Source organism: Thermosynechococcus sp. PKX82 (assembly GCF_031583255.1).
Lineage (GTDB): Bacteria > Cyanobacteriota > Cyanobacteriia > Thermosynechococcales > Thermosynechococcaceae > Thermosynechococcus.
This window is the reverse complement of the sequence record NZ_CP134169.1, coordinates 366,445-384,220: the sequence shown is the minus strand read 5'-3', so window position 1 is coordinate 384,220 and position 17,776 is coordinate 366,445. Positions and strand designations below refer to the sequence as shown.

Here is a 17,776-nt window from a genome sequence, read left to right as displayed (position 1 = left end):
CTCATGACAATTTGCCGAGGCCATTGATGTGAAGTCTGATCCGCCGAAGAAGTGGCGCCATCTCCTCGTTATTGAGGATCAGGAGGGTCGGCGTACCATTCCCTTGGAAGCCAGTACCTATACAATTGGGCGACATCCTAGCAATACGATTGTTCTTAAGTCGCCAATGGTTTCCCGTCAGCACGCTGTTTTGCTACGGGTTTTGGATCCCAGCAGTGGTAATTTTTTCTTTCGCCTCATTGATGGCGATTTACAAGGGAAGCGCAGTGTCAATGGTCTGACGGTCAATGGCAAGCCCTGTCAATCCCACATTCTTCAGCATAAGGATTTGATCGTCTTTGGCGGTGATGTGCGCGCCCGCTACCACGCGATCGCCAATATTTCTGACTCCGGGTTCAATCGCTACACCCGCGCCCTCGAAGCATCAAGTATCTCAGATCAAGACGTGGCCTCTTGGGGGGGTGCCTTCGTCAGCAGTGAAATGTCTGAGGTGACCGAAATCCAACTGCTGCGGTTGTCCTCCTTTCCAGAGTTAAGTCCCTATCCGATCATTGAACTGGCTCCCAATGGCCAAATTACCTATCTCAACCCAGCGGCCATTCAGGAATTTCCCGATCTTGGGGAACCAGATGTGCAGCATCCGCTGCTATCGCGCCTCAAAAGCTGGTCGTTGCAGGAAAAGCGATTTTCTGTTGAAGAAATCAACGTTGGCGATCGCACCTACGAAGTGACAATCCATCTGCTGCGGGAGAGCCAATTAATTCGCTGCTACATTACCGATATTACTGAACGCAAACGTTCTGAACTCGCCCTGCGCATTAGTGAAGAACGCTATGCTCTGGCGGCTGAGGGCGCCAATGATGGCCTTTGGGATTGGCAGATTAGCGATCGCTCGATGTATTATTCTCCCCGCTGGGAACTGCTGGTTGGCGAAACCCCCGGTACCCTACAACCCACCATCGAGGAATGGTGGCGGCGTGTCCACCCCGATGACCTAGAGCGGCTACGCCAGAGCATGAAGGAGCATCTTCTCGGTACCCGTCCCCATTTTGAGTGTGAGTTTCGGATTAAACACGCCGATGGCAGTTACCGTTGGATGCGATCGCGGGGCAAAGCCCTGCGCAATGAAGAGGGACAGCCCTATCGCATGGCCGGTTCGATGACCGATGTCACAGAGTACCACTTGATTCAGGAGCAAATTCTCCACGATGCCCTCCACGATGCCATGACGGGGCTACCCAACCGGGTGCTCTTTATGGATCGGCTGACGCAAGCCATTACCCGTCGCGTGCGGCGCCCCAACTCCCTCTTTGCGGTGCTGTTTTTAGATGTGGATCGCTTTAAGGTGATCAACGATAGCTTGGGGCACTTAGCTGGGGATCAACTCCTGATTGGCATTGGCCAGCGACTGACGGCCTGTACCCGCGCTGAGGACACGATCGCCCGCCTTGGGGGTGATGAATTTGCCATTCTCTTGGAGGAGTTAACGACTCCCGCCCAAGCGATCGAAGTGGCAGAACGAGTGCTAGTGGCTCTGAGCCGTCCTTTTCTCCTTGAGGGGCATGAAGTCTTTACCAGTGCCAGTATTGGCATTGCCTTCCCCAGCGAGGAAAGCAAAACGGCTGAGGACTTGTTGCGGGATGCGGATACCGCCATGTACCGCGCGAAATCCTTGGGCAAAGCTCGCTATGAAGTCTTTAGCATGACGATGCGTGCCCAGAGCATTGCCCTGATGCAAATGGAAACTGATCTGCGACGGGCGGCAGAGCGCGATGAATTTTTGGTGTACTATCAACCGATTGTTGATCTATCAACGCTCAATATTGTCGGCTTTGAAACGCTGCTGCGCTGGCAACATCCCGAACGGGGAATCGTCTCCCCCGGTGAATTCATGACTGTCGCCGAAGAAACGGGTCTGATCCTACCCATTAGTTGGTGGGTGATGGCAGAAGCCTGTCGGCAAATGCAACGCTGGTCAAAGGTGTTTCCCCGCAGTCGCAGTTTAAGCATTAGTGTCAACCTCAGCGGTCGTCATTTCCAGCAAGCGGATCTGCTGCTCAACTTAAGATCAATTTTGTCAGAAACAGAATTTCCCGCTGAGCGACTGCGCCTTGAGGTGACCGAGGGCATCTTGATTGACAACAAGGAGGTGGCGATCGCCACCCTTGAGGAAATTCGCGCCATGGGCATTGGCCTGTATATGGATGATTTTGGCACGGGCTATTCTTCCCTGAGTTATTTGCACCGTTTTCCCATTGATACACTAAAAATTGATCGCACGTTTATTTCCGCCCTCAATAGTGAGGAATCTTCGGCGACAATTGTGCACACGATTCTCATGCTGGCGCATTCTTTGCGACTAAAGGTGGTGGCGGAGGGCATCGAAACCCGTCAACAATATCGTGTGCTCCAAGCCCTCGGCTGTAACTATGGCCAAGGTTATTTCTTTGCCCGCCCCCTCTCAGCTCAACAGGTGGAACAGTTATTTGCCAGCCAATTGTTGCCGCACCTAATACGCCCCACTACCAAAGAGCACAATGTGCACGGTCTCCACTAGAATTTCCAAATCCAGATTCAAAGACCAGTTATCGATGTAGTAAAGGTCAAGGCGGGCGGCTTCATCAAAATTGCCAATTTGAGAGCGGCCAGAAATTTGCCACAGCCCGGTAATCCCCGGCATCACCTGATGGCGAATATGGTGCCAAGAATGAAAACGGGCAACATCCCGCAGGGGTAGCGGACGCGGCCCCACTAAGCTCATATCTCCCCAAAGGACATTAAACAGTTGCGGCAGTTCATCAATGCTGGTCTTGCGCAGGAAACTGCCGAGGCGCGTGCGGCGAGGGTCGTTTTTTAGCTTGAAGAGAATGCCATCGGCGGATTCATTTTGCGCTTCCAACTGCGCTTGGAGTTGCGGGGCATCGGCACGCATGGTGCGAAATTTCCACATCTGAAAGACTTGGCCGTGGAGTCCTACCCGCTCTTGGCGGAAAAAGACAGGCCCTGGGGAGGTGAGTTTGATGGCGATCGCCACCACAATAAAGAGGGGTGCCAGCACCACGATGCCAAAGAGTGCCAAAATCACGTCCAAATAGCGCTTCAGCCGATATTCCCAACCATTGAGATACGTCATATCTACCCGCAGGGTGGGCAAAGCCGCCACAATTTCCGGGGTGCCGCGGCGGTAAAGCATTTCCAAGCTGGAGGGAATCAACCGTAGGGCAATGCCATGTTGGCGTAGTTGCCAATAGAGGGCTGAAGCGAGATGGGCTGGGGGGAGGCCTTCTACAATCACCTCTTGGGCTTGACAGTTGAGAATCTCGGTCAGGGTTTCCGGTTCATTGGCCATGGTGGCGATCGCCCTGCCGACAATCTTATAGTTCGAGCGTTGCTCTAGTAGGCGGCTGAGATGCTCCTGTCGCTCCGGGGGCGCCACCAGAAAAGCGCGAATCGGTTGCCGTAGGGTGCAAATTTTGAACGCCAGACTCACGGCTAAGCGCAAGATCACCGCGAAAACCACACTGAGACCCCAAGCACTAAAAAACAGCGAGCGGGGTAAATCTACGGTGGGGTCATAGAAGTAGGCGATCGCCAGCGCCAACAAATAGCCCAAGCTCAGCACCTTGGCAAGGCGCAGATAATTTTTCCAATGGCCGCGCGGGTGATACAGCCCACTCACAGCAATCAAAAACAATAGACCAGTGGCAAAGAGCCAAAAGACACTGGGCAATCCCAGCCAGTACCACGCTGCTAAATCAGGGGGCAACGGCGCATAGAAGCGATTGAGTTGTAAGCCCAACTTCCAAGCCAACACCAACCCCACGAGGTCACTGGTCAATAGCAGTAGGGCAAAGACCGTTTCTGAGCGCAACCACATCCGACGGCAGCGGGGTGCCCGAATATCGCGGGGAGACGTGTGAGACCGCATCATGGCGCAACACAACAACAATGGCTAGGGTTTAGTATTCCGCAGAACCCCAAGGGGCGATCGCGGTGCAATATCTCTTTGCAGACCACAACAAATCCTCGACAATGAGGGTAGCAAGCCCATCCGTTCAGACCCCCTCAACATGTCCAGCGATTTAACTTATCCTTCCACTCTCTTACTCACGAGTCTCTTGGCCGTCGGCTTTGTGTTTTTTATTCGTGCCTCCACCAAAGAACGCATTGAAACCAAAGAATGGCTCATTGCCCAGCCCATTGCCGAACTGGCTCCCCGCCTCAAGCAGTATTTCCAGCAGCGGGGCTACCGCCTGCACAGTGTCAGTGCTGATGGCAGTGAAGTGACGTTTCAGGGAAATGTTGCCGCTAGTCCCTTTTTGGCCGCATTGCTTTTTGGCCTTGCCGTCTCCGGTGCCACAGCGATCGCCCTTGTGTTGACCGTCCTCTTTCCCGATCGCGGTATTTTGGCCTTTGGTCTCATTGGTCTAACCCCCATTGCCCCTTGGTTCTATTGGCGAGGTGCCCAGCGGCTCGAAACCGTCAAACTCTCTTTGCAACCCCATGCGATCGGTACCCAAGTCACCCTAGAGGGACACCGCGATGAACTAATGACTTTCGAGGACACGGTGTTGGGAGCTTTGTAGGCTGCCTTCTTGGCTGAGGTGCATAACGAAAAAAAGATCACAGGATAATCTTTTGACGACCTGTGAGGGACTTCGCGATGACCTACTCGCAAACCACCACCACCACTGATGAGCGTACCTTTGGTCAACTCCTGCTTGAACTCGACATCCACCTCAGTCCCAAGGAAGTGGATTGTTTAGAGAAAAACTTTCGGGTGTATCTCGCCTGTGAAGGCTACCCCCTCACTAAAGTTCCCCACTGCGCTGTCGAGCGTCAGGTAGATAGTCATGGTCGCTTGATGGCTGAAACGGTCAAGCCCAGTTCCCTAGAGACCAACGCCGCCTTTGAGCGGGCTTGTCAATGTGCTCAGATGTCCCTGAGTCACCTCAGTGCGATGACCGAACGCTTCCTAGGGGATCTCCAGGACTTGGCCACAAGCCACGGTTACCCCAAACGGTTGGGAACTGACCTTGCGCGGGGAATTCTCGCCAACTATTGGCAACAGTGGGGTCGGGAGCGATTTTACCAATGGGTGATTTGGTTGGTGGAAAATTACACCAATGAATCCACGGAAGAAATTCGTGAATTGAGCGAACTCTATGAAACAGCGTTAGAAATTTATGATCAACTGTTTCGGGATTATTGCGGCTTTTCACCGCGTCTAGGGGCGAAATAATGCCCAACTTCGGTCGGGGACTTTGCTAGAATCAGTCAACAGATAGTTTTTCTGTGGTCAGCGGTAGGCTATCGCTCCTAGGTATCTTGCGAGGTCGGGTTTCTATGCACTTAAGTGAACTCACCCATCCCAACCAGTTGCATGGGTTGTCCATTGCCCAATTGAGTCAAATTGCCGCCCAAATCCGCGACAAACATTTGGAAACGGTGGCGGCCACGGGAGGACACCTTGGGCCAGGCTTGGGGGTTGTCGAACTCACCCTCGCACTCTACCAAACCCTTGACTTAGATAAAGATCGCGTGATTTGGGATGTGGGGCACCAAGCCTACCCCCACAAAATGTTGACGGGTCGCTACAACAACTTCCATACCCTACGGCAAAAGGGAGGAATTGCTGGCTATCTCAACCTCCGCGAAAGTCCCTTTGATCACTTTGGCGCTGGTCATGCCTCCACGAGTATTTCGGCAGCTTTGGGGATGGCGATCGCCCGCGATCTCAAGGGAGAGAAGTTCAAAGTCGTGGCCATTATTGGTGATGGTGCCCTAACTGGGGGGATGGCGCTAGAAGCGATTAACCACGCCGGCCACTTGCCCCACACCAACCTGATGGTGGTGCTGAACGACAATGAGATGTCCATTTCCCCCAATGTGGGCGCGATTCCCCGCTATCTGAATAAAATCCGCCTCTCACCGCAGGTGCAATTTATTACTGATAACCTCGAAGAGCAGTTCAAACATATCCCCTTCTTTGGTGAAAACCTAACCCCGGAGATGCAGCGCATCAAGGAGGGCATGAAACGCCTTGCGGTTCCTAAGGTGGGCGCCGTCTTTGAGGAACTGGGCTTTACTTACGTTGGTCCGGTGGATGGCCACAATTTGGAAGAACTCATTACCACATTCCAACATGCCCATACGATTCCCGGTCCTGTCTTGGTTCATGTGGCAACGGTTAAGGGCAAAGGCTACGCGATCGCCGAGAAAGACCAAGTGGGCTACCATGCGCAAAACCCCTTTGATCTCGTCACTGGTAAGGCCAAACCCTCCAGCAAACCCAAGCCCCCCAGCTACTCCAAAGTCTTTGGCGAAACCCTGACTAAACTCGCAGAAAACGATCCGCGCATTGTTGGCATTACAGCGGCGATGGCCACGGGTACAGGGCTAGATATCCTCCAAAAACGGGTGCCCAACCAATACATTGATGTCGGGATTGCCGAGCAGCACGCCGTAACAATGGCCGCCGGCATGGCCACCCAAGGCATGCGCCCCGTAGCGGCGATTTACTCCACCTTCTTGCAGCGCGCCTACGACCAAATTGTTCACGATGTCTGCATCCAAAAGCTACCCGTCTTCTTCTGCATGGATCGAGCGGGGATTGTCGGTGCTGATGGCCCGACCCACCAAGGGATGTACGACATTGCCTATTTGCGCTGCCTACCCAATATGGTGCTGATGGCACCCAAGGATGAAGCGGAATTGCAACGCATGATTGTAACGGGCATCAACTACACCGATGGCCCGATCGCCCTACGCTATCCCCGGGGCAATGGCTATGGTGTCGCCCTCATGGAGGAAGGCTGGGAACCCCTCGAAATCGGCAAAGGGGAACTCCTGCGCCCCGGTGAAGATATTCTCTTGGTGGCCTACGGCTCAATGGTCTATCCGGCGATGCAAGTGGCAGAAATCCTCAAGGAACACGGCATGAGTGCCGCAGTGATCAATGCCCGCTTTGCCAAACCGCTAGATACTGAGTTGATTCTGCCTTTGGCGAAACAAATTGGCCGCGTGGTCACCTTAGAAGAAGGCTGCCTGATGGGGGGCTTTGGCTCGGCGGTACTCGAGGCACTCCAAGAGGCGGATATTCTGCTGCCTGTGTTGCGTTTGGGGGTACCGGATATCTTGGTTGAGCACGCTAGTCCTGAGGAATCAAAAGCTGACTTAGGACTCACACCCCCACAAATGGCTAAAACGATCATGCAAAAGTTTGGGGTTGCTCAACCAAGGGTGGTCACTGCCTCCTAGGGATGCGCTAGAACAATCACGGCATTCTGACCACCAAAGCCGTAGCTACAGCAGAGAATGTGGCCTAAAGGGGCAGTGCGGCTGTGTTGGACAATGTCGAGGTCAAAGTCGGGAGTCTCACAGCCAACACAGGGGGGAATCTCCTGTGCCCGTAATGACAGACAGGAGAGGGCGATCGCGATCGCGCCAGCAGCACCTAGGGTATGCCCAAGGGCACCTTTGTGACTGGTGACCGCAACCCCTTGACCAAAAAGGGTTTGAATCCAAGTGGCTTCAGCGGCATCGTTACGCCGTGTGCCCGTACCGTGACTATGGATACAGTCGATCTGGTGCGGTGTTAACCCCGCCTGAGCCAAGGCCTTTTGAATGGCTAGGAGAGCACCGGTTTGCTGGACACTGGGGGCAGCCATATGCTCGGCATCGGCACTGAGACCTACCCCAGCAATTCGCGCATAGGGTGTAACAGCCCGCGATCGCGCCCGTGCCTCGGATTCTAGGACGACAATGGCACCACCGGCCGCTAAGCCAAATCCCTGCCGCTGGCGATCAAAGGGAGCCGCCCGCGCCTGAGCCAACACCCCTAACTGGCGGAACCCGGCCAAGGTTAAGGGCGAGACGGCGGACTCGACCCCTCCCGCCAACACCAGATCACAATAACCCTGCTCAATCAACAGTGCCCCTTGGGCGATCGCCCACAGTCCCGTCGCGCAGGCCGCTGTGGGGTTGAGAACTATCCCTTGGGTGCCGGCAATTTGTGCCACTTGCTGGGATACAGTGGCGGGTAAGGTTTGTAACCATGTTTGTCGCGAAAGAGAAGGCTGCCGTAACCATGTTTCCCACTGTGCTTGAAAGCCACGGCTTGACCCGACCACTACCCCAGCACTGTCTAGAGGAGGGGTTAATTTTGCATCGTTGAGCGCTTGAGTCGTTGTCGTTGCAATAATTTTCTCGACTGGCAAGGTCGTTGCTCCCACCAGTCCGTCAGGCGTGGCGATGAGTGCCGTTTTCCCCTGACAGTAGCGCTGCCACGTGGCGATCGCGCTCTCCCCCAGAGCTGTCCACAGCCCAATACCGGTAATAACAACATTCACTGCACGATTTTATTCAAGATTTGTTCAGGATATGATCGACATCATCAAGCGTGACGTGAGGACAGCGGGCTTGGAAACGGCAACAGAGTACTGTGTGGTGATGGTTACCACTGCTACGGAAACTGAAGCACTCTCTTTAGCCAATCAACTCGTGGCTGAGCACCTCGCTGCCTGTGTGCAAATTCTGCCTATTCAATCAATATACCGCTGGCAAGGAACCGTACATCGCGATCCCGAATGGCAACTGCTCATTAAAACCCGCACTGCCCTGTTTGAGCAAGTGCGCGATCGCCTGCTGGCATTACACAGTTATGAAGTTCCAGAAATCATTGCCCTACCCATTATTGCCGGTTCTCCTGCTTACTTGAGTTGGGTCAAAGAACAAACTCAAAAAATCTCTAGAGGTTAAGAATGCCTGAACCCAAGATCAAAAGCTTATATTACATTACCCATGTGAACAACCTCTCCTCTATATTCCAACACAGAATTCTTGCACATGAGCAAGTCGTAGAACGCGGTCTTTCCCCGACACCTATCTATAACGCAGACATCGTTGTGCGTCGGCAACACCGCCTCGCACCAAATGGTCAGAGTCTATGGCAATATGCCAACCTCTATTTTCAACCCCGAAATCCCATGCTTTATAAAGTATTAAGTGAAATCAATAAAAACAATGTTGTCATTTTAGGAATTAAACCCCGTGTCCTAGATATCAAAGGAACCTTCATTGCTTTAGGGAATGCAGCCCACTCCGTTACTGAAATCCGCGATGCTAAAACTGGACTACAAATCATCCATCGCGATTATTGGAGCATTCTCAATAATGACTGGTGGAAAACTGAAGATGGTACAAAGCGAAAAATTATGGCGGAATGCTTGGTTCCAAAAGTGGTTCCCCCCACTGAGATTCATTCTATCTATGTTGCAAGTCAGGAGATGGCAGAGCGCCTTCGACAACAGTTCAGTTCTGTTGAAGTCATAGTTGAACCCCACATGTTTTTCCAACCCCGACGACGTGCTGCAATTACGAGTCATCTATCTTGGGTGGATGGAGATATGTTCTTCTCCCAAATGCAAACCTTAACAATCAGTGTCAATACCGTCGGTGTAATGGGTAAGGGATTAGCCTCACGGGCAAAATATCAATTTCCGGATATGTACGTCGTCTATCAAGATGTCTGCAAGAAAAAGCAACTTACAATGGGGAAACCATATTTGTATAAACGTGAAGCTTCTCTAGACAGCGATCTAGCGGATGAACCTTTGAGCTTACCCAACTTGAATGCCAATAAATGGTTTTTACTCTTTCCGACTAAAACTCACTGGAAACAATCGTCTGACATTACAGGAATTGAGCGAGGTTTGCAATGGTTAGTGGATAGCTATCAAGCAGAAGGCATTCAATCTCTTGCTGTTCCCGCCCTTGGCTGTGGCTTGGGGGGTCTAGACTGGCGGGAAATAGGACCACTGATGTGTCGTTATCTTTCACAAATACAGATTCAAGTGGCTATTTACTTGCCCCAAGAACAAGAGGTACCAGCAGAGTTTTTAACTAGGGATTTTTTACTAGCCGCCTAAGGTGGCCGTTTTTTCCCCAACTGCCTAGCACGGTCTAGACATGCCCCCATCGCAAACTTAAGATAGAAAAATGGTTTCCCTTGCCCGCAAAAATCTCTTAGAAGACTTTAGCCGCTTTCTCGTGGCTCAACTAGGCATCACGTTTGCCGTCAGTCTGGTCACAGTTCAAACTGGACTCCTTGAGGGCTTTGGGCGATCGGCCACACTCTTGGTGAACAAAAGTCAAGCGGATTTCTGGATTGCCTCCAGTGAGTTGCGCTATTTTGGCTTAACGTTGCCTATTGAGTATCAAGTTGTCCTCGATGCCCAGGCAGTTGCAGGGGTTGCAGCCGCAGAACCTCTGTTGATCCAGTCAGCGATGTGGCGCCGTTCAGAGACAGAGGCGATCGATCCAGTGCAGGTGGTGGGTATTGAACCGACAGGCACCTTGCTGCCCTTGACGACAGTTGCTGGTGCAACCCTGACGGAGCTAGAAGAACCCTACAGTGTCATCGTGGATCGCATTGACCTCAATGCCCTTTCCCTTACGGCTCTAGGGGAGCAAGGTCGCGTGAATAACTACCCAGCGACGGTCATTGGCTGGACGCGCGGTGTCAAATCCATTGTCTCTAGCCCCTATGTCTTTACTTCGCTGGAAACTGCGAACCTTTACTTAAACTTCCCTCGGTTTGATACCAGTGAGCCGGTACCCGAATTTCTGCCGTTGGTGTCCCCCAGTACCCGCATCACCTATGTCATGGTGAAAGCCAAGTCGGGGGAGGATTTAGCAAAGGTGCAGGAACGCTTACGGGCAGCCTTTCCCAACTATCAAGTGCTCAGTCGTGCTGCCCTGACTGAAATGACGCGGCGCTATTGGCTAGCCAGTACCAGTGTGGGGTTTATCTTAGGACTGGGGGCAGGGGTTGGCGTGGTTGTAGGGGTGGTCATTGTCAGTCAAATTCTCTATTCTTCGGTGAGCGATCGCCTACAGGAGTATGGCACCCTCAAAGCAATGGGGGCTTCTGACGGGTACTTGTATCGCATTATTATTGAGCAAGCCCTGTGGATGGCCGTACTGGGTTATCTGCCCGGTTTAGGCCTGTGCTGGGGACTGGGGATGTGGACCATGCAAGCCCGTGCCATCCAAATTATCATGACTCCCCAACTTGCCCTCGCCGTTTTTAGTGCCACCGTCGCCATGTGTGTCAGTGCTTCCCTATTGGCGATTCAAAAAGTGATGCGCCTTGATCCCGCCCAAGTTTTTCGAGCTTGAATCATGCCCCGCCCTACCCTCCCTTGGTCAACCTGTCCGCCTCAAGGAGAACCTGTCCTCAGTGGTTGGGAACAGGCGTTGAGTGAAGTGCCCCGTTGCCCCCCCTTGCCCCCCCAAATGCTCCCCTCTATTCGCGCCGCCTTTGCCTGTGCCCTCCATATGCACCAGCCGACCATTCCAGCGGGGGAGGGCGGCAGCCTCATCAGTCACTTGCAGTATATGCTGATGCATCCCCACGAGGGGGACAATCACAACGCGACCCAATTTCTCTGGTGTTATCGGCGCATGGGGGACTGGATTCCCCAGTTGGTGGCTGAGGACTGTCAACCGCGGATTATGCTCGATTACTCCGGCAACCTCCTCTGGGGGCTGGAGCAGATGGGACAGGAGGAGGTACTGGACGCCCTGCGGCGGATTACTGTGGATGCCTATGCTCCCTACGTGGAATGGCTGGGCACCTGCTGGGGACATGCGGTGATTCCCTCCACTCCAATCGCTGACATTGAGTTGCATATTCGGGCTTGGCAGCATCAATTTGTAGCCCTCTTTGGCGTTGAAGCGCTGCAAAGGGTACAGGGCTTTTCACTGCCAGAAATGCATTTGCCCAACCATCCGGATACGCTCTTTACCTTGGTGACCTGCCTCAAACGCTGTGGATATAGTTGGTTGCTGGTACAGGAGCACAGTGTTGAACAGTTGGATGGGTCGCCGCTACCCTACGCTGCCAAGTATGTACCGAATGTCCTTGTGGCGCGCAACTCCCAAGGAGAGGTGGCGGAAATAACGGTGCTGATTAAAACCCAAGGCTCGGATACGAAACTTGTGGCGCAAATGCAGCCTTATCACGAAGCTAAGCATCTGGCCACTCACTGGCAGGCTCCCCTCGGTCCCCCCTGTGTGAGTCAAATTGCCGATGGTGAAAACGGTGGTGTGATGATGAATGAATATCCCCGCGATTTTATGCCGGTGTGGCATGAGATAAAAGCGAATCCGCAGGCAGGGGTGGTGGGTCTCAATGGCAGTGAGTACCTTGCCCTCTTGGCGGCTCAGGGGGTGACTAGCGATCGCTTTCCTCGCTGTCAAGCGGTACACCAACATCTACTCTGGCAGACCTTAGGGGATAGCCCGATAACGCCAGAAAGGGTTGCGGCAGCGATCGCCCACCTTGAACAAACCAATCCCCACTTCTCCATGGAGGGTGCCTCTTGGACGAATCACCTCAGTTGGGTCAAGGGCTATGAGACCGTTCTGCAACCGATGGAACGCCTGAGTGCCGAGTTTCACCGCATCTATGATCCTTTGGTGGCGGCTGACCCGCAAGTGACCCAAAGCCCTGCCTACCGCGAAGCGCTCCTCTATGTGCTGACATCGCAAACCAGTTGTTTTCGCTACTGGGGCAGTGGCCGCTGGACAGACTATGCAAAAACGATTTGCGATCGCGGGATGGCACTGTTGCAAGAAAACAGCGTTTGAGAGGGAGTTTTCCAAGAATTCGTAAAATAAGTTATGGCATGGCAGAACTGGTGCATACCTCCTTTAGGAGCGATTGTGGCGGGTTCCCTCGCCGTCACCCTTACCCGTGAACCGCTTCCTGTGGTGGCGGTCAGTTCTGCGGGGGCATTGGTGGGCACTTGGGTGCAAGATCGTCAACGTCATTCCCTAACCCCCCAGATCGAAGACCTCCTCCAACGTTTAGAGGAAAGACTGCAACACCTTGAAACCCGCACTTCTGGGAATGGCTCGCGTCGTACCGCTATTTTCTACGACATTGAAAACCTGATCAAAGGCTACAACATCAAAGCCGCAGATGTGGCCAAAATTTCCCTCGCTGCCATCCAAGCCCATATTCGCCAAGCCTACCCCATCGAGCGGGTGCTGCTGCAACGTGCCTATGCCAACTGGAGTGATGCTCGCCTTGGGTCACTGCGCCGGGAAATGCACCAATTGGGCATTGAGCCTGTACAGGTCTTTGGTTTTTCCTACGAAAATCGCAAAAATGCTGCTGATATTCAATTGGCGATTGATGTGGTGGATTTGATTTTTCAAGATGACCGCTTTGATACGTTTGTGATTGTCTCCGGCGATGGTGGCTTTGGCTCCCTTGCCAAGAAGTTACGGCAGTACGGCAAAACAGTCATTGGCTGCGCCTACGAAGATGCGGCTGGCAAGAGTTTTCAGGCCATTTGTGATGCCTTTGTCCACATCCCTGATCCAACCGTAAAACCCCGCCCACCTGTCGCCAGTCCCGCTCCCCCCATTGAAGCGCCGCCGCCCAGCATCCCACCCTCCGCCATTCCCTTAGATCCTGATAATCGTCGTTTGTGTGCGGACTTGAGTGTCAGTTTGGCTCGCCATGCCGAGGGGGCGATCGCCAAAACGCGGCAGATTCTCGATTGGTACCGCCGTGATTCGGAGTGTGGCAAGCTCCTGCGGGAGGAAGGGCTACCCATTAGTAAAGTCCAAGGGGCGGTACAAGCCCTGCTGCCCAACTTTGACATTTTGCAGTTGGGGATGGTCAAGTTCTCGGAATACTTGCGCTACGTCTGTAAAAACACGATCTTCTGCGTCTTTCATCGGCAGGGCAGTGCCAATCAACTGCGTCTTGGCCTACGGGAGCATCTTCCCCCCAGTGCTGTGGTGATGGCCAATTTTGAAAAGCGTCCCCTCCATAGTCTGGCAACCTATCGCGCTTTGCTCAGTCACGAACGGGTGGCGATCGCCCAACCCCCAGCCTTAGCCTATGTTTTAGCGTGGCTCCTTGACCATCGCGATTGCGCTGCCACCCTAGAAGAACTGGCCGCCATGATTGAGCAAACCGCCCCAGCGGAGATTGGTCGCAGTCAAATTGAAATTGCCTTGAATAACTGCCAAGCGGCCAATATTCTTGTGCCAGCTCCCCACAGTGGCGATCGCTATTTCGTTGCTGCGAAAATCACAACCCTTGCCGCAAGCTATGCAGCACTGGCGCAGTGGCTAGATCAGACCCTTCGGGTGTTTTTTGAACGGGTAGGGGCGCATCCGAAACCAGAACTGTTGCGGGCACTCATTGAGCCATCTGTTTCTGTACCCAAGTAAGCGATCGCCATGGAGTTTCCTTGGTTGGTGTGGCTAGAGACCTGTGAGAGCACGAATACCTGGGCATTGCACCATGCCGATCAACTCTATGGGGGTCAAGTCATCTACACTCAGGCACAAACACGGGGGCGAGGTCAGTACAACCGTACTTGGCAATCCCCAAAGGGGGTGTTGACAGCCTCCTTTATCCTGCCGCAGTCGCCAGCGATCGTTGCGCCCAGTGTCCAAGCCGGGATAGCCGTGATGCGGGCGTTGAGTGGGCTGCGACCAACGGTGGAACGCCATCTGCAATTGAAGTGGCCGAATGATGTGATGGCTCAGGGCAAGAAACTGGCGGGAATTCTCTGTGAAGGCCGTTCCCCTTGGCTGGTGGTGGGGGTGGGACTGAACCGCTGTGTTGACGTTGAAGCAATGGGTCTTCCCCAGGCCATAAGTCTTCATCGGCTTCTTGATCCCTGCGAAGCGGTACCCACAAACTTGGAACTCTTGGCGGCGATTCGTGCTGAACTCCTTTGGTGCTGGCAACGGGCACAGTGGGTGGAGGTTGCTGCGGAGCGAGATTTTCTACGGGGGCGATCGCTCACTCTTGTCCAAGGAGAACAAAGGTGGCAGGGCATCGGTGTGGGCATTAGCGATCGCGGGACGTTGCAAGTACGTCTGAACACTGGGGAGTTGCGAGAATTTAGCAGTGGTCATGTCCTCTACAGCAGCGATCGTGCTCCCTAGATCTGGATTGCTGAAGTGGGTAGCCCATCTGCGAAAATTGTCCTTGGTACTACAACCATCTGAGGTGTGCATGAAGGGTTGGCAGGTCTGTTGGCAACGGGCGATCGCTTTCGTTCTCAGTATCGTTCTCCTGTGGTCAGTGGGGGACATCGCCGCGGCAAAATCCAGTGGCTCGCTGGCAGAGGTGGCGGCTCCTGTGGCCATTGAGGATATGAAGGATTGGTTCGATCGCTATGAACCGCGGCTGAAAATTCTCACCCCCGAAGCCAACCAAACCCTCCAAAGCCGCAACGTCACCGTCAAGCTAAGTGTCCAAGGGCTACGCCTGTTTCAAGATCAGCGCACAGGGTTAGGCCCCCATGTGGAGGTGGTGCTCGATGATCTGCCCAGCCGCAGTGTCTATGACCTGAACACCCCCATTGAATTTACGAACCTTGAGCCGGGAACACACCTTCTGCGTGCTTTTGTTGTGTACCCTTGGGGTGAAAGCCTGAAAAATCCCCTTGCCTATGCTCAAACGGCCTTTCATCTTTACACTGCAGATGAGGACACTCGATCTGCTAGTCTTCCCCTGCTCACCTACAATCAGCCCAGCGGCACCTATGGCGCTGAACCAGTGCTCCTTGATTTTTATCTCAGCAACCTGCCGTTGGATCAACAATTAAACAATGAGAAAGTCTGGCAGGTGCGCTGCACGATCAATGGTCAATCCTTCACGGTCGATCGCTGGCAGGCCTACTATCTCACTGGACTCCAGCCGGGGGATAACTGGGTACGGCTCGAACTTCTGGATGGCAATGGTCAGCGTATCCCCTCTCCCTACAATCCCATTACCCGCCTTGTGACCTATCAACCCAATGGCAAGGATGTCCTCTCGCGCCTGCTGCGGGGAGAACTGGCCGCCAAAAATCTTCAAAGTAGCCTCAGTCCGGATCTCCCCAGCAACCTCCCTCCTGAACCGACACCAGAGCCAACACCTATTGTTGAGGAATCCGCCGCTCCCTCCGAGCCGACCCCAGAGCCAACAGCTGTTGTTGAAGAATCTGCCACTCAGACCCCCGTTGCTGAGGAACCTACACCAACGTCGGCAGTAGAGGCACCAACACCCACCGTTGAACCTGTAGAGGAAACGCCCGTTGCATCAGAGCCAACCCCAGAACCCACCGTCAAAGCAGCCGAAGAGACACCGCCCCCCACGCCGCAACAGCCCTTCTGGCAGCGCCTGAATCCCTTTAAGAAAGCAGAAAGCCCGACTCGTTCTGTTCTCGTTAGCCCGCGAGTGCCATCCAAGCCGTCCCCACCTTTGGAGCAACCGACTCTAGAGACCACTGCACCTGAAGTCACTGAACAGGAAACTCCTCCCACTCCAGAGGATTTGCCACAATTAGAAGAACCGACGCCCCCTCAGGAGTAGAGTAAAACCATGCAAGGAACCTCACTGGCCACAGTACGTCTTCAACCCTCATTTGCTGTTCCGCTGGGGGTTCTGCTGTTAAGTCTGCCCCTGTGGTGGCTGCGCTGGTGGCTGGGCTTGCCCATCTCCCTGTTTGCGCTATTCTTGGCTGTGCAGGCGGCTACCCTGCGACTAGAATTTACGGCAACAGCACTAGATGTCTATCGCGGCAGCCGACAAATTCGCCACTTTCCCTATCAGCAATGGCAGCATTGGGAGGTCTTTTGGCCAGCCTTTCCCGTGCTCTTTTATTTTCGGGAGGTCAAGAATATCCACTTTCTGCCGATTCTGTTTGACGCCAAAACTTTAGTACAATGCCTCCAAGAACGCTGCCCACGCACAGCCTTTATTTCCACGGTTCGCAATGACGGATGACCCTACGGTGACTGATGCCTCTGAACCTACCCCAGAGGAACTAACTGCCCTCAAAGCTCAACGGGATGCCCTCAAAGCTGAAATTCAAGCCCTTGATGCTGAGTTTCATCGTCTTGTGCACGATCGCCTCAAGTCCCTTGAAGAGCGGCAACAAAGTCTGCAACTCACCATTGAGCAACTAGAACGGCGCAAGGAACGCATCGAACAGGAGCTCCGCCGCAACTTTGTGGGTGCCTCCCAAGAACTCGCGATTCGAGTGCAGGGGTTCAAGGAATTTCTCGTCAAGAGCATGCAGGAGTTGGCGGCCACCGTTGAGGAAATGGAATTGCTGCCCCCGACGCCCGCTGTCGTGGAAACTGCCTCTGCCCCAGCAGCAACAGCGACAACGCCGCCCAAGTTAGTTCTTGATGAGGGATTTCAGGAGGAAGCGGATCGGATTCGCCGTTTGCTAGAGCAATATCGGAGTAGCCCCAACTACTATGGCCCTCCTTGGCAGTTGCGACGTACGTTTGAGCAAGTTCATGCTGAGCGGGTAGAAAGTTGGTTCTTTGATCTCGGGGGACGGGGTGCCCTGCGATCGCTCCCCAGTCGGTTGCAAAATATCCTTGTTGCCTCGGCAATCATTTCAATCCTGCGGGACTTCTATGGCGATATGTTGCGGGTGTTGGTCTTGGCCGATTCCCCTGAGCGGCTGGGGGACTGGCGACGGGGATTGCAGGATTGCTTGGGCATTAGTCGCCAAGATTTTGGCCCTGATCAGGGGGTGGCGCTCTTTGAATCTGCGGATGCCTTGGCCTTTCGTGCCGATCGCCTCGAGCAGGAGGACTACATCCCTCTGATTCTTATTGATGATTCCCAACCCCAAGTCAGCCTTTCACTACTGCAATATCCCTTGCTCTTGGGCTTTGCCCCTGAACCCCAGTTGCGTCCTAGCCGTAGTTCTGATTTCTTTGAGTAGGGAGGCTC

15 protein-coding genes are annotated in these 17,776 nt (G+C 53.7%); 13 read left to right on the top strand and 2 right to left on the bottom strand.

Annotated features, from left to right (window positions below; translation table 11 throughout):
- Positions 1–28 precede the first annotated feature (28 nt).
- On the top strand, positions 29–2,557 hold the full coding sequence (locus RHH53_RS01825; protein WP_302678694.1) for an EAL domain-containing protein: 2,529 nt from the start codon (positions 29–31) through the stop codon (positions 2,555–2,557).
- On the opposite strand, the gene RHH53_RS01820 is transcribed toward RHH53_RS01825, so the two are convergent.
- Positions 2,510–3,928: a sugar transferase gene (locus RHH53_RS01820; RefSeq protein ID WP_399364947.1), complete on the bottom strand. Its 1,419-nt coding sequence runs from the start codon at positions 3,926–3,928 to the stop codon at positions 2,510–2,512. The two genes, RHH53_RS01825 and RHH53_RS01820, sit on opposite strands and share 48 nt — an antisense overlap.
- Before the next feature lie 142 nt (positions 3,929–4,070).
- On the opposite strand from RHH53_RS01820, the gene RHH53_RS01815 reads away from it, so the two are divergent.
- The 3 genes from RHH53_RS01815 to dxs all read left to right on the top strand — a co-directional run bounded on the left by RHH53_RS01815 (position 4,071) and on the right by dxs (position 7,260).
- Complete coding sequence (locus tag RHH53_RS01815; RefSeq protein ID WP_206200811.1) at positions 4,071–4,586, top strand: cofactor assembly of complex C subunit B; 516 nt, start codon at positions 4,071–4,073, stop codon at positions 4,584–4,586.
- A 77-nt stretch (positions 4,587–4,663) separates the two neighbouring features.
- Positions 4,664–5,242, top strand: a complete 579-nt coding sequence (locus RHH53_RS01810; RefSeq protein ID WP_206200810.1) for a hypothetical protein — start codon at positions 4,664–4,666, stop codon at positions 5,240–5,242.
- Between the two features lie 104 nt (positions 5,243–5,346).
- Positions 5,347–7,260 carry a 1-deoxy-D-xylulose-5-phosphate synthase gene (gene dxs, locus RHH53_RS01805; RefSeq protein ID WP_206200809.1) on the top strand — a complete coding sequence of 638 codons (1,914 nt, stop codon included), beginning with the start codon at positions 5,347–5,349 and terminating at the stop codon, positions 7,258–7,260.
- Here the strand turns inward: dxs and RHH53_RS01800 are convergent.
- Positions 7,257–8,351, bottom strand: coding sequence for a beta-ketoacyl-ACP synthase (locus tag RHH53_RS01800; protein ID WP_206200808.1), 1,095 nt, complete (start codon positions 8,349–8,351; stop codon positions 7,257–7,259). The genes dxs and RHH53_RS01800 overlap by 4 nt on opposite strands.
- A 31-nt stretch (positions 8,352–8,382) precedes the next feature.
- Here RHH53_RS01800 and cutA point away from each other — a divergent pair, with 31 nt between their 5' ends.
- The 9 genes from cutA to RHH53_RS01755 all read left to right on the top strand — a co-directional run bounded on the left by cutA (position 8,383) and on the right by RHH53_RS01755 (position 17,768).
- The gene (cutA, locus tag RHH53_RS01795; RefSeq protein ID WP_315863339.1) at positions 8,383–8,760 is read left to right on the top strand and encodes a divalent-cation tolerance protein CutA; all 378 of its coding nucleotides are present in this window, start codon (positions 8,383–8,385) and stop codon (positions 8,758–8,760) included.
- Positions 8,761–8,762: 2 nt separating this feature from the next.
- Entirely contained in the window at positions 8,763–9,929 is a 1,167-nt protein-coding gene (locus RHH53_RS01790) for a DarT ssDNA thymidine ADP-ribosyltransferase family protein (protein ID WP_310437931.1), read from the top strand.
- Between the two features lie 70 nt (positions 9,930–9,999).
- The gene (locus RHH53_RS01785; protein ID WP_302677132.1) at positions 10,000–11,181 is read left to right on the top strand and encodes an ABC transporter permease; all 1,182 of its coding nucleotides are present in this window, start codon (positions 10,000–10,002) and stop codon (positions 11,179–11,181) included.
- 3 nt (positions 11,182–11,184) lie between these two features.
- Entirely contained in the window at positions 11,185–12,654 is a 1,470-nt protein-coding gene (locus tag RHH53_RS01780) for a glycosyl hydrolase family 57 (protein ID WP_310744010.1), read from the top strand.
- 75 nt (positions 12,655–12,729) lie between these two features.
- Entirely contained in the window at positions 12,730–14,256 is a 1,527-nt protein-coding gene (locus RHH53_RS01775; RefSeq protein ID WP_310744009.1) for an NYN domain-containing protein, read from the top strand.
- 9 nt (positions 14,257–14,265) lie between these two features.
- Positions 14,266–14,982 (top strand): biotin--[acetyl-CoA-carboxylase] ligase, encoded by a 717-nt coding sequence (locus RHH53_RS01770; RefSeq protein ID WP_310744008.1) that lies wholly within the window; start codon positions 14,266–14,268, stop codon positions 14,980–14,982.
- Between the two features lie 70 nt (positions 14,983–15,052).
- Complete coding sequence (locus RHH53_RS01765) at positions 15,053–16,396, top strand: hypothetical protein (RefSeq protein ID WP_310744007.1); 1,344 nt, start codon at positions 15,053–15,055, stop codon at positions 16,394–16,396.
- Between the two features lie 9 nt (positions 16,397–16,405).
- On the top strand, positions 16,406–16,810 hold the full coding sequence (locus RHH53_RS01760) for a DUF3119 family protein (protein ID WP_206200800.1): 405 nt from the start codon (positions 16,406–16,408) through the stop codon (positions 16,808–16,810).
- Entirely contained in the window at positions 16,800–17,768 is a 969-nt protein-coding gene (locus RHH53_RS01755) for a DUF3086 domain-containing protein (RefSeq protein ID WP_206200799.1), read from the top strand. Before RHH53_RS01760 ends, RHH53_RS01755 begins: the two co-directional genes overlap by 11 nt.
- Positions 17,769–17,776: the final 8 nt, after the last annotated feature.

Excerpts from the sequence above, each read along its gene's own strand:
- RHH53_RS01820 (WP_399364947.1), bottom strand. The coding sequence starts at position 3,928 with ATGCGGTCTCACACGTCTCCCCGCGATATTCGGGCACCCCGCTGCCGT.
- RHH53_RS01815 (WP_206200811.1), top strand. The coding sequence starts at position 4,071 with ATGTCCAGCGATTTAACTTATCCTTCCACTCTCTTACTCACGAGTCTC.
- RHH53_RS01810 (WP_206200810.1), top strand. The coding sequence starts at position 4,664 with ATGACCTACTCGCAAACCACCACCACCACTGATGAGCGTACCTTTGGT.
- dxs (WP_206200809.1), top strand. The coding sequence starts at position 5,347 with ATGCACTTAAGTGAACTCACCCATCCCAACCAGTTGCATGGGTTGTCC.
- cutA (WP_315863339.1), top strand. The coding sequence starts at position 8,383 with ATGATCGACATCATCAAGCGTGACGTGAGGACAGCGGGCTTGGAAACG.
- RHH53_RS01790 (WP_310437931.1), top strand. The coding sequence starts at position 8,763 with ATGCCTGAACCCAAGATCAAAAGCTTATATTACATTACCCATGTGAAC.
- RHH53_RS01785 (WP_302677132.1), top strand. The coding sequence starts at position 10,000 with ATGGTTTCCCTTGCCCGCAAAAATCTCTTAGAAGACTTTAGCCGCTTT.
- RHH53_RS01780 (WP_310744010.1), top strand. The coding sequence starts at position 11,185 with ATGCCCCGCCCTACCCTCCCTTGGTCAACCTGTCCGCCTCAAGGAGAA.
- RHH53_RS01770 (WP_310744008.1), top strand. The coding sequence starts at position 14,266 with ATGGAGTTTCCTTGGTTGGTGTGGCTAGAGACCTGTGAGAGCACGAAT.
- RHH53_RS01765 (WP_310744007.1), top strand. The coding sequence starts at position 15,053 with ATGAAGGGTTGGCAGGTCTGTTGGCAACGGGCGATCGCTTTCGTTCTC.
- RHH53_RS01760 (WP_206200800.1), top strand. The coding sequence starts at position 16,406 with ATGCAAGGAACCTCACTGGCCACAGTACGTCTTCAACCCTCATTTGCT.
- RHH53_RS01755 (WP_206200799.1), top strand. The coding sequence starts at position 16,800 with ATGACGGATGACCCTACGGTGACTGATGCCTCTGAACCTACCCCAGAG.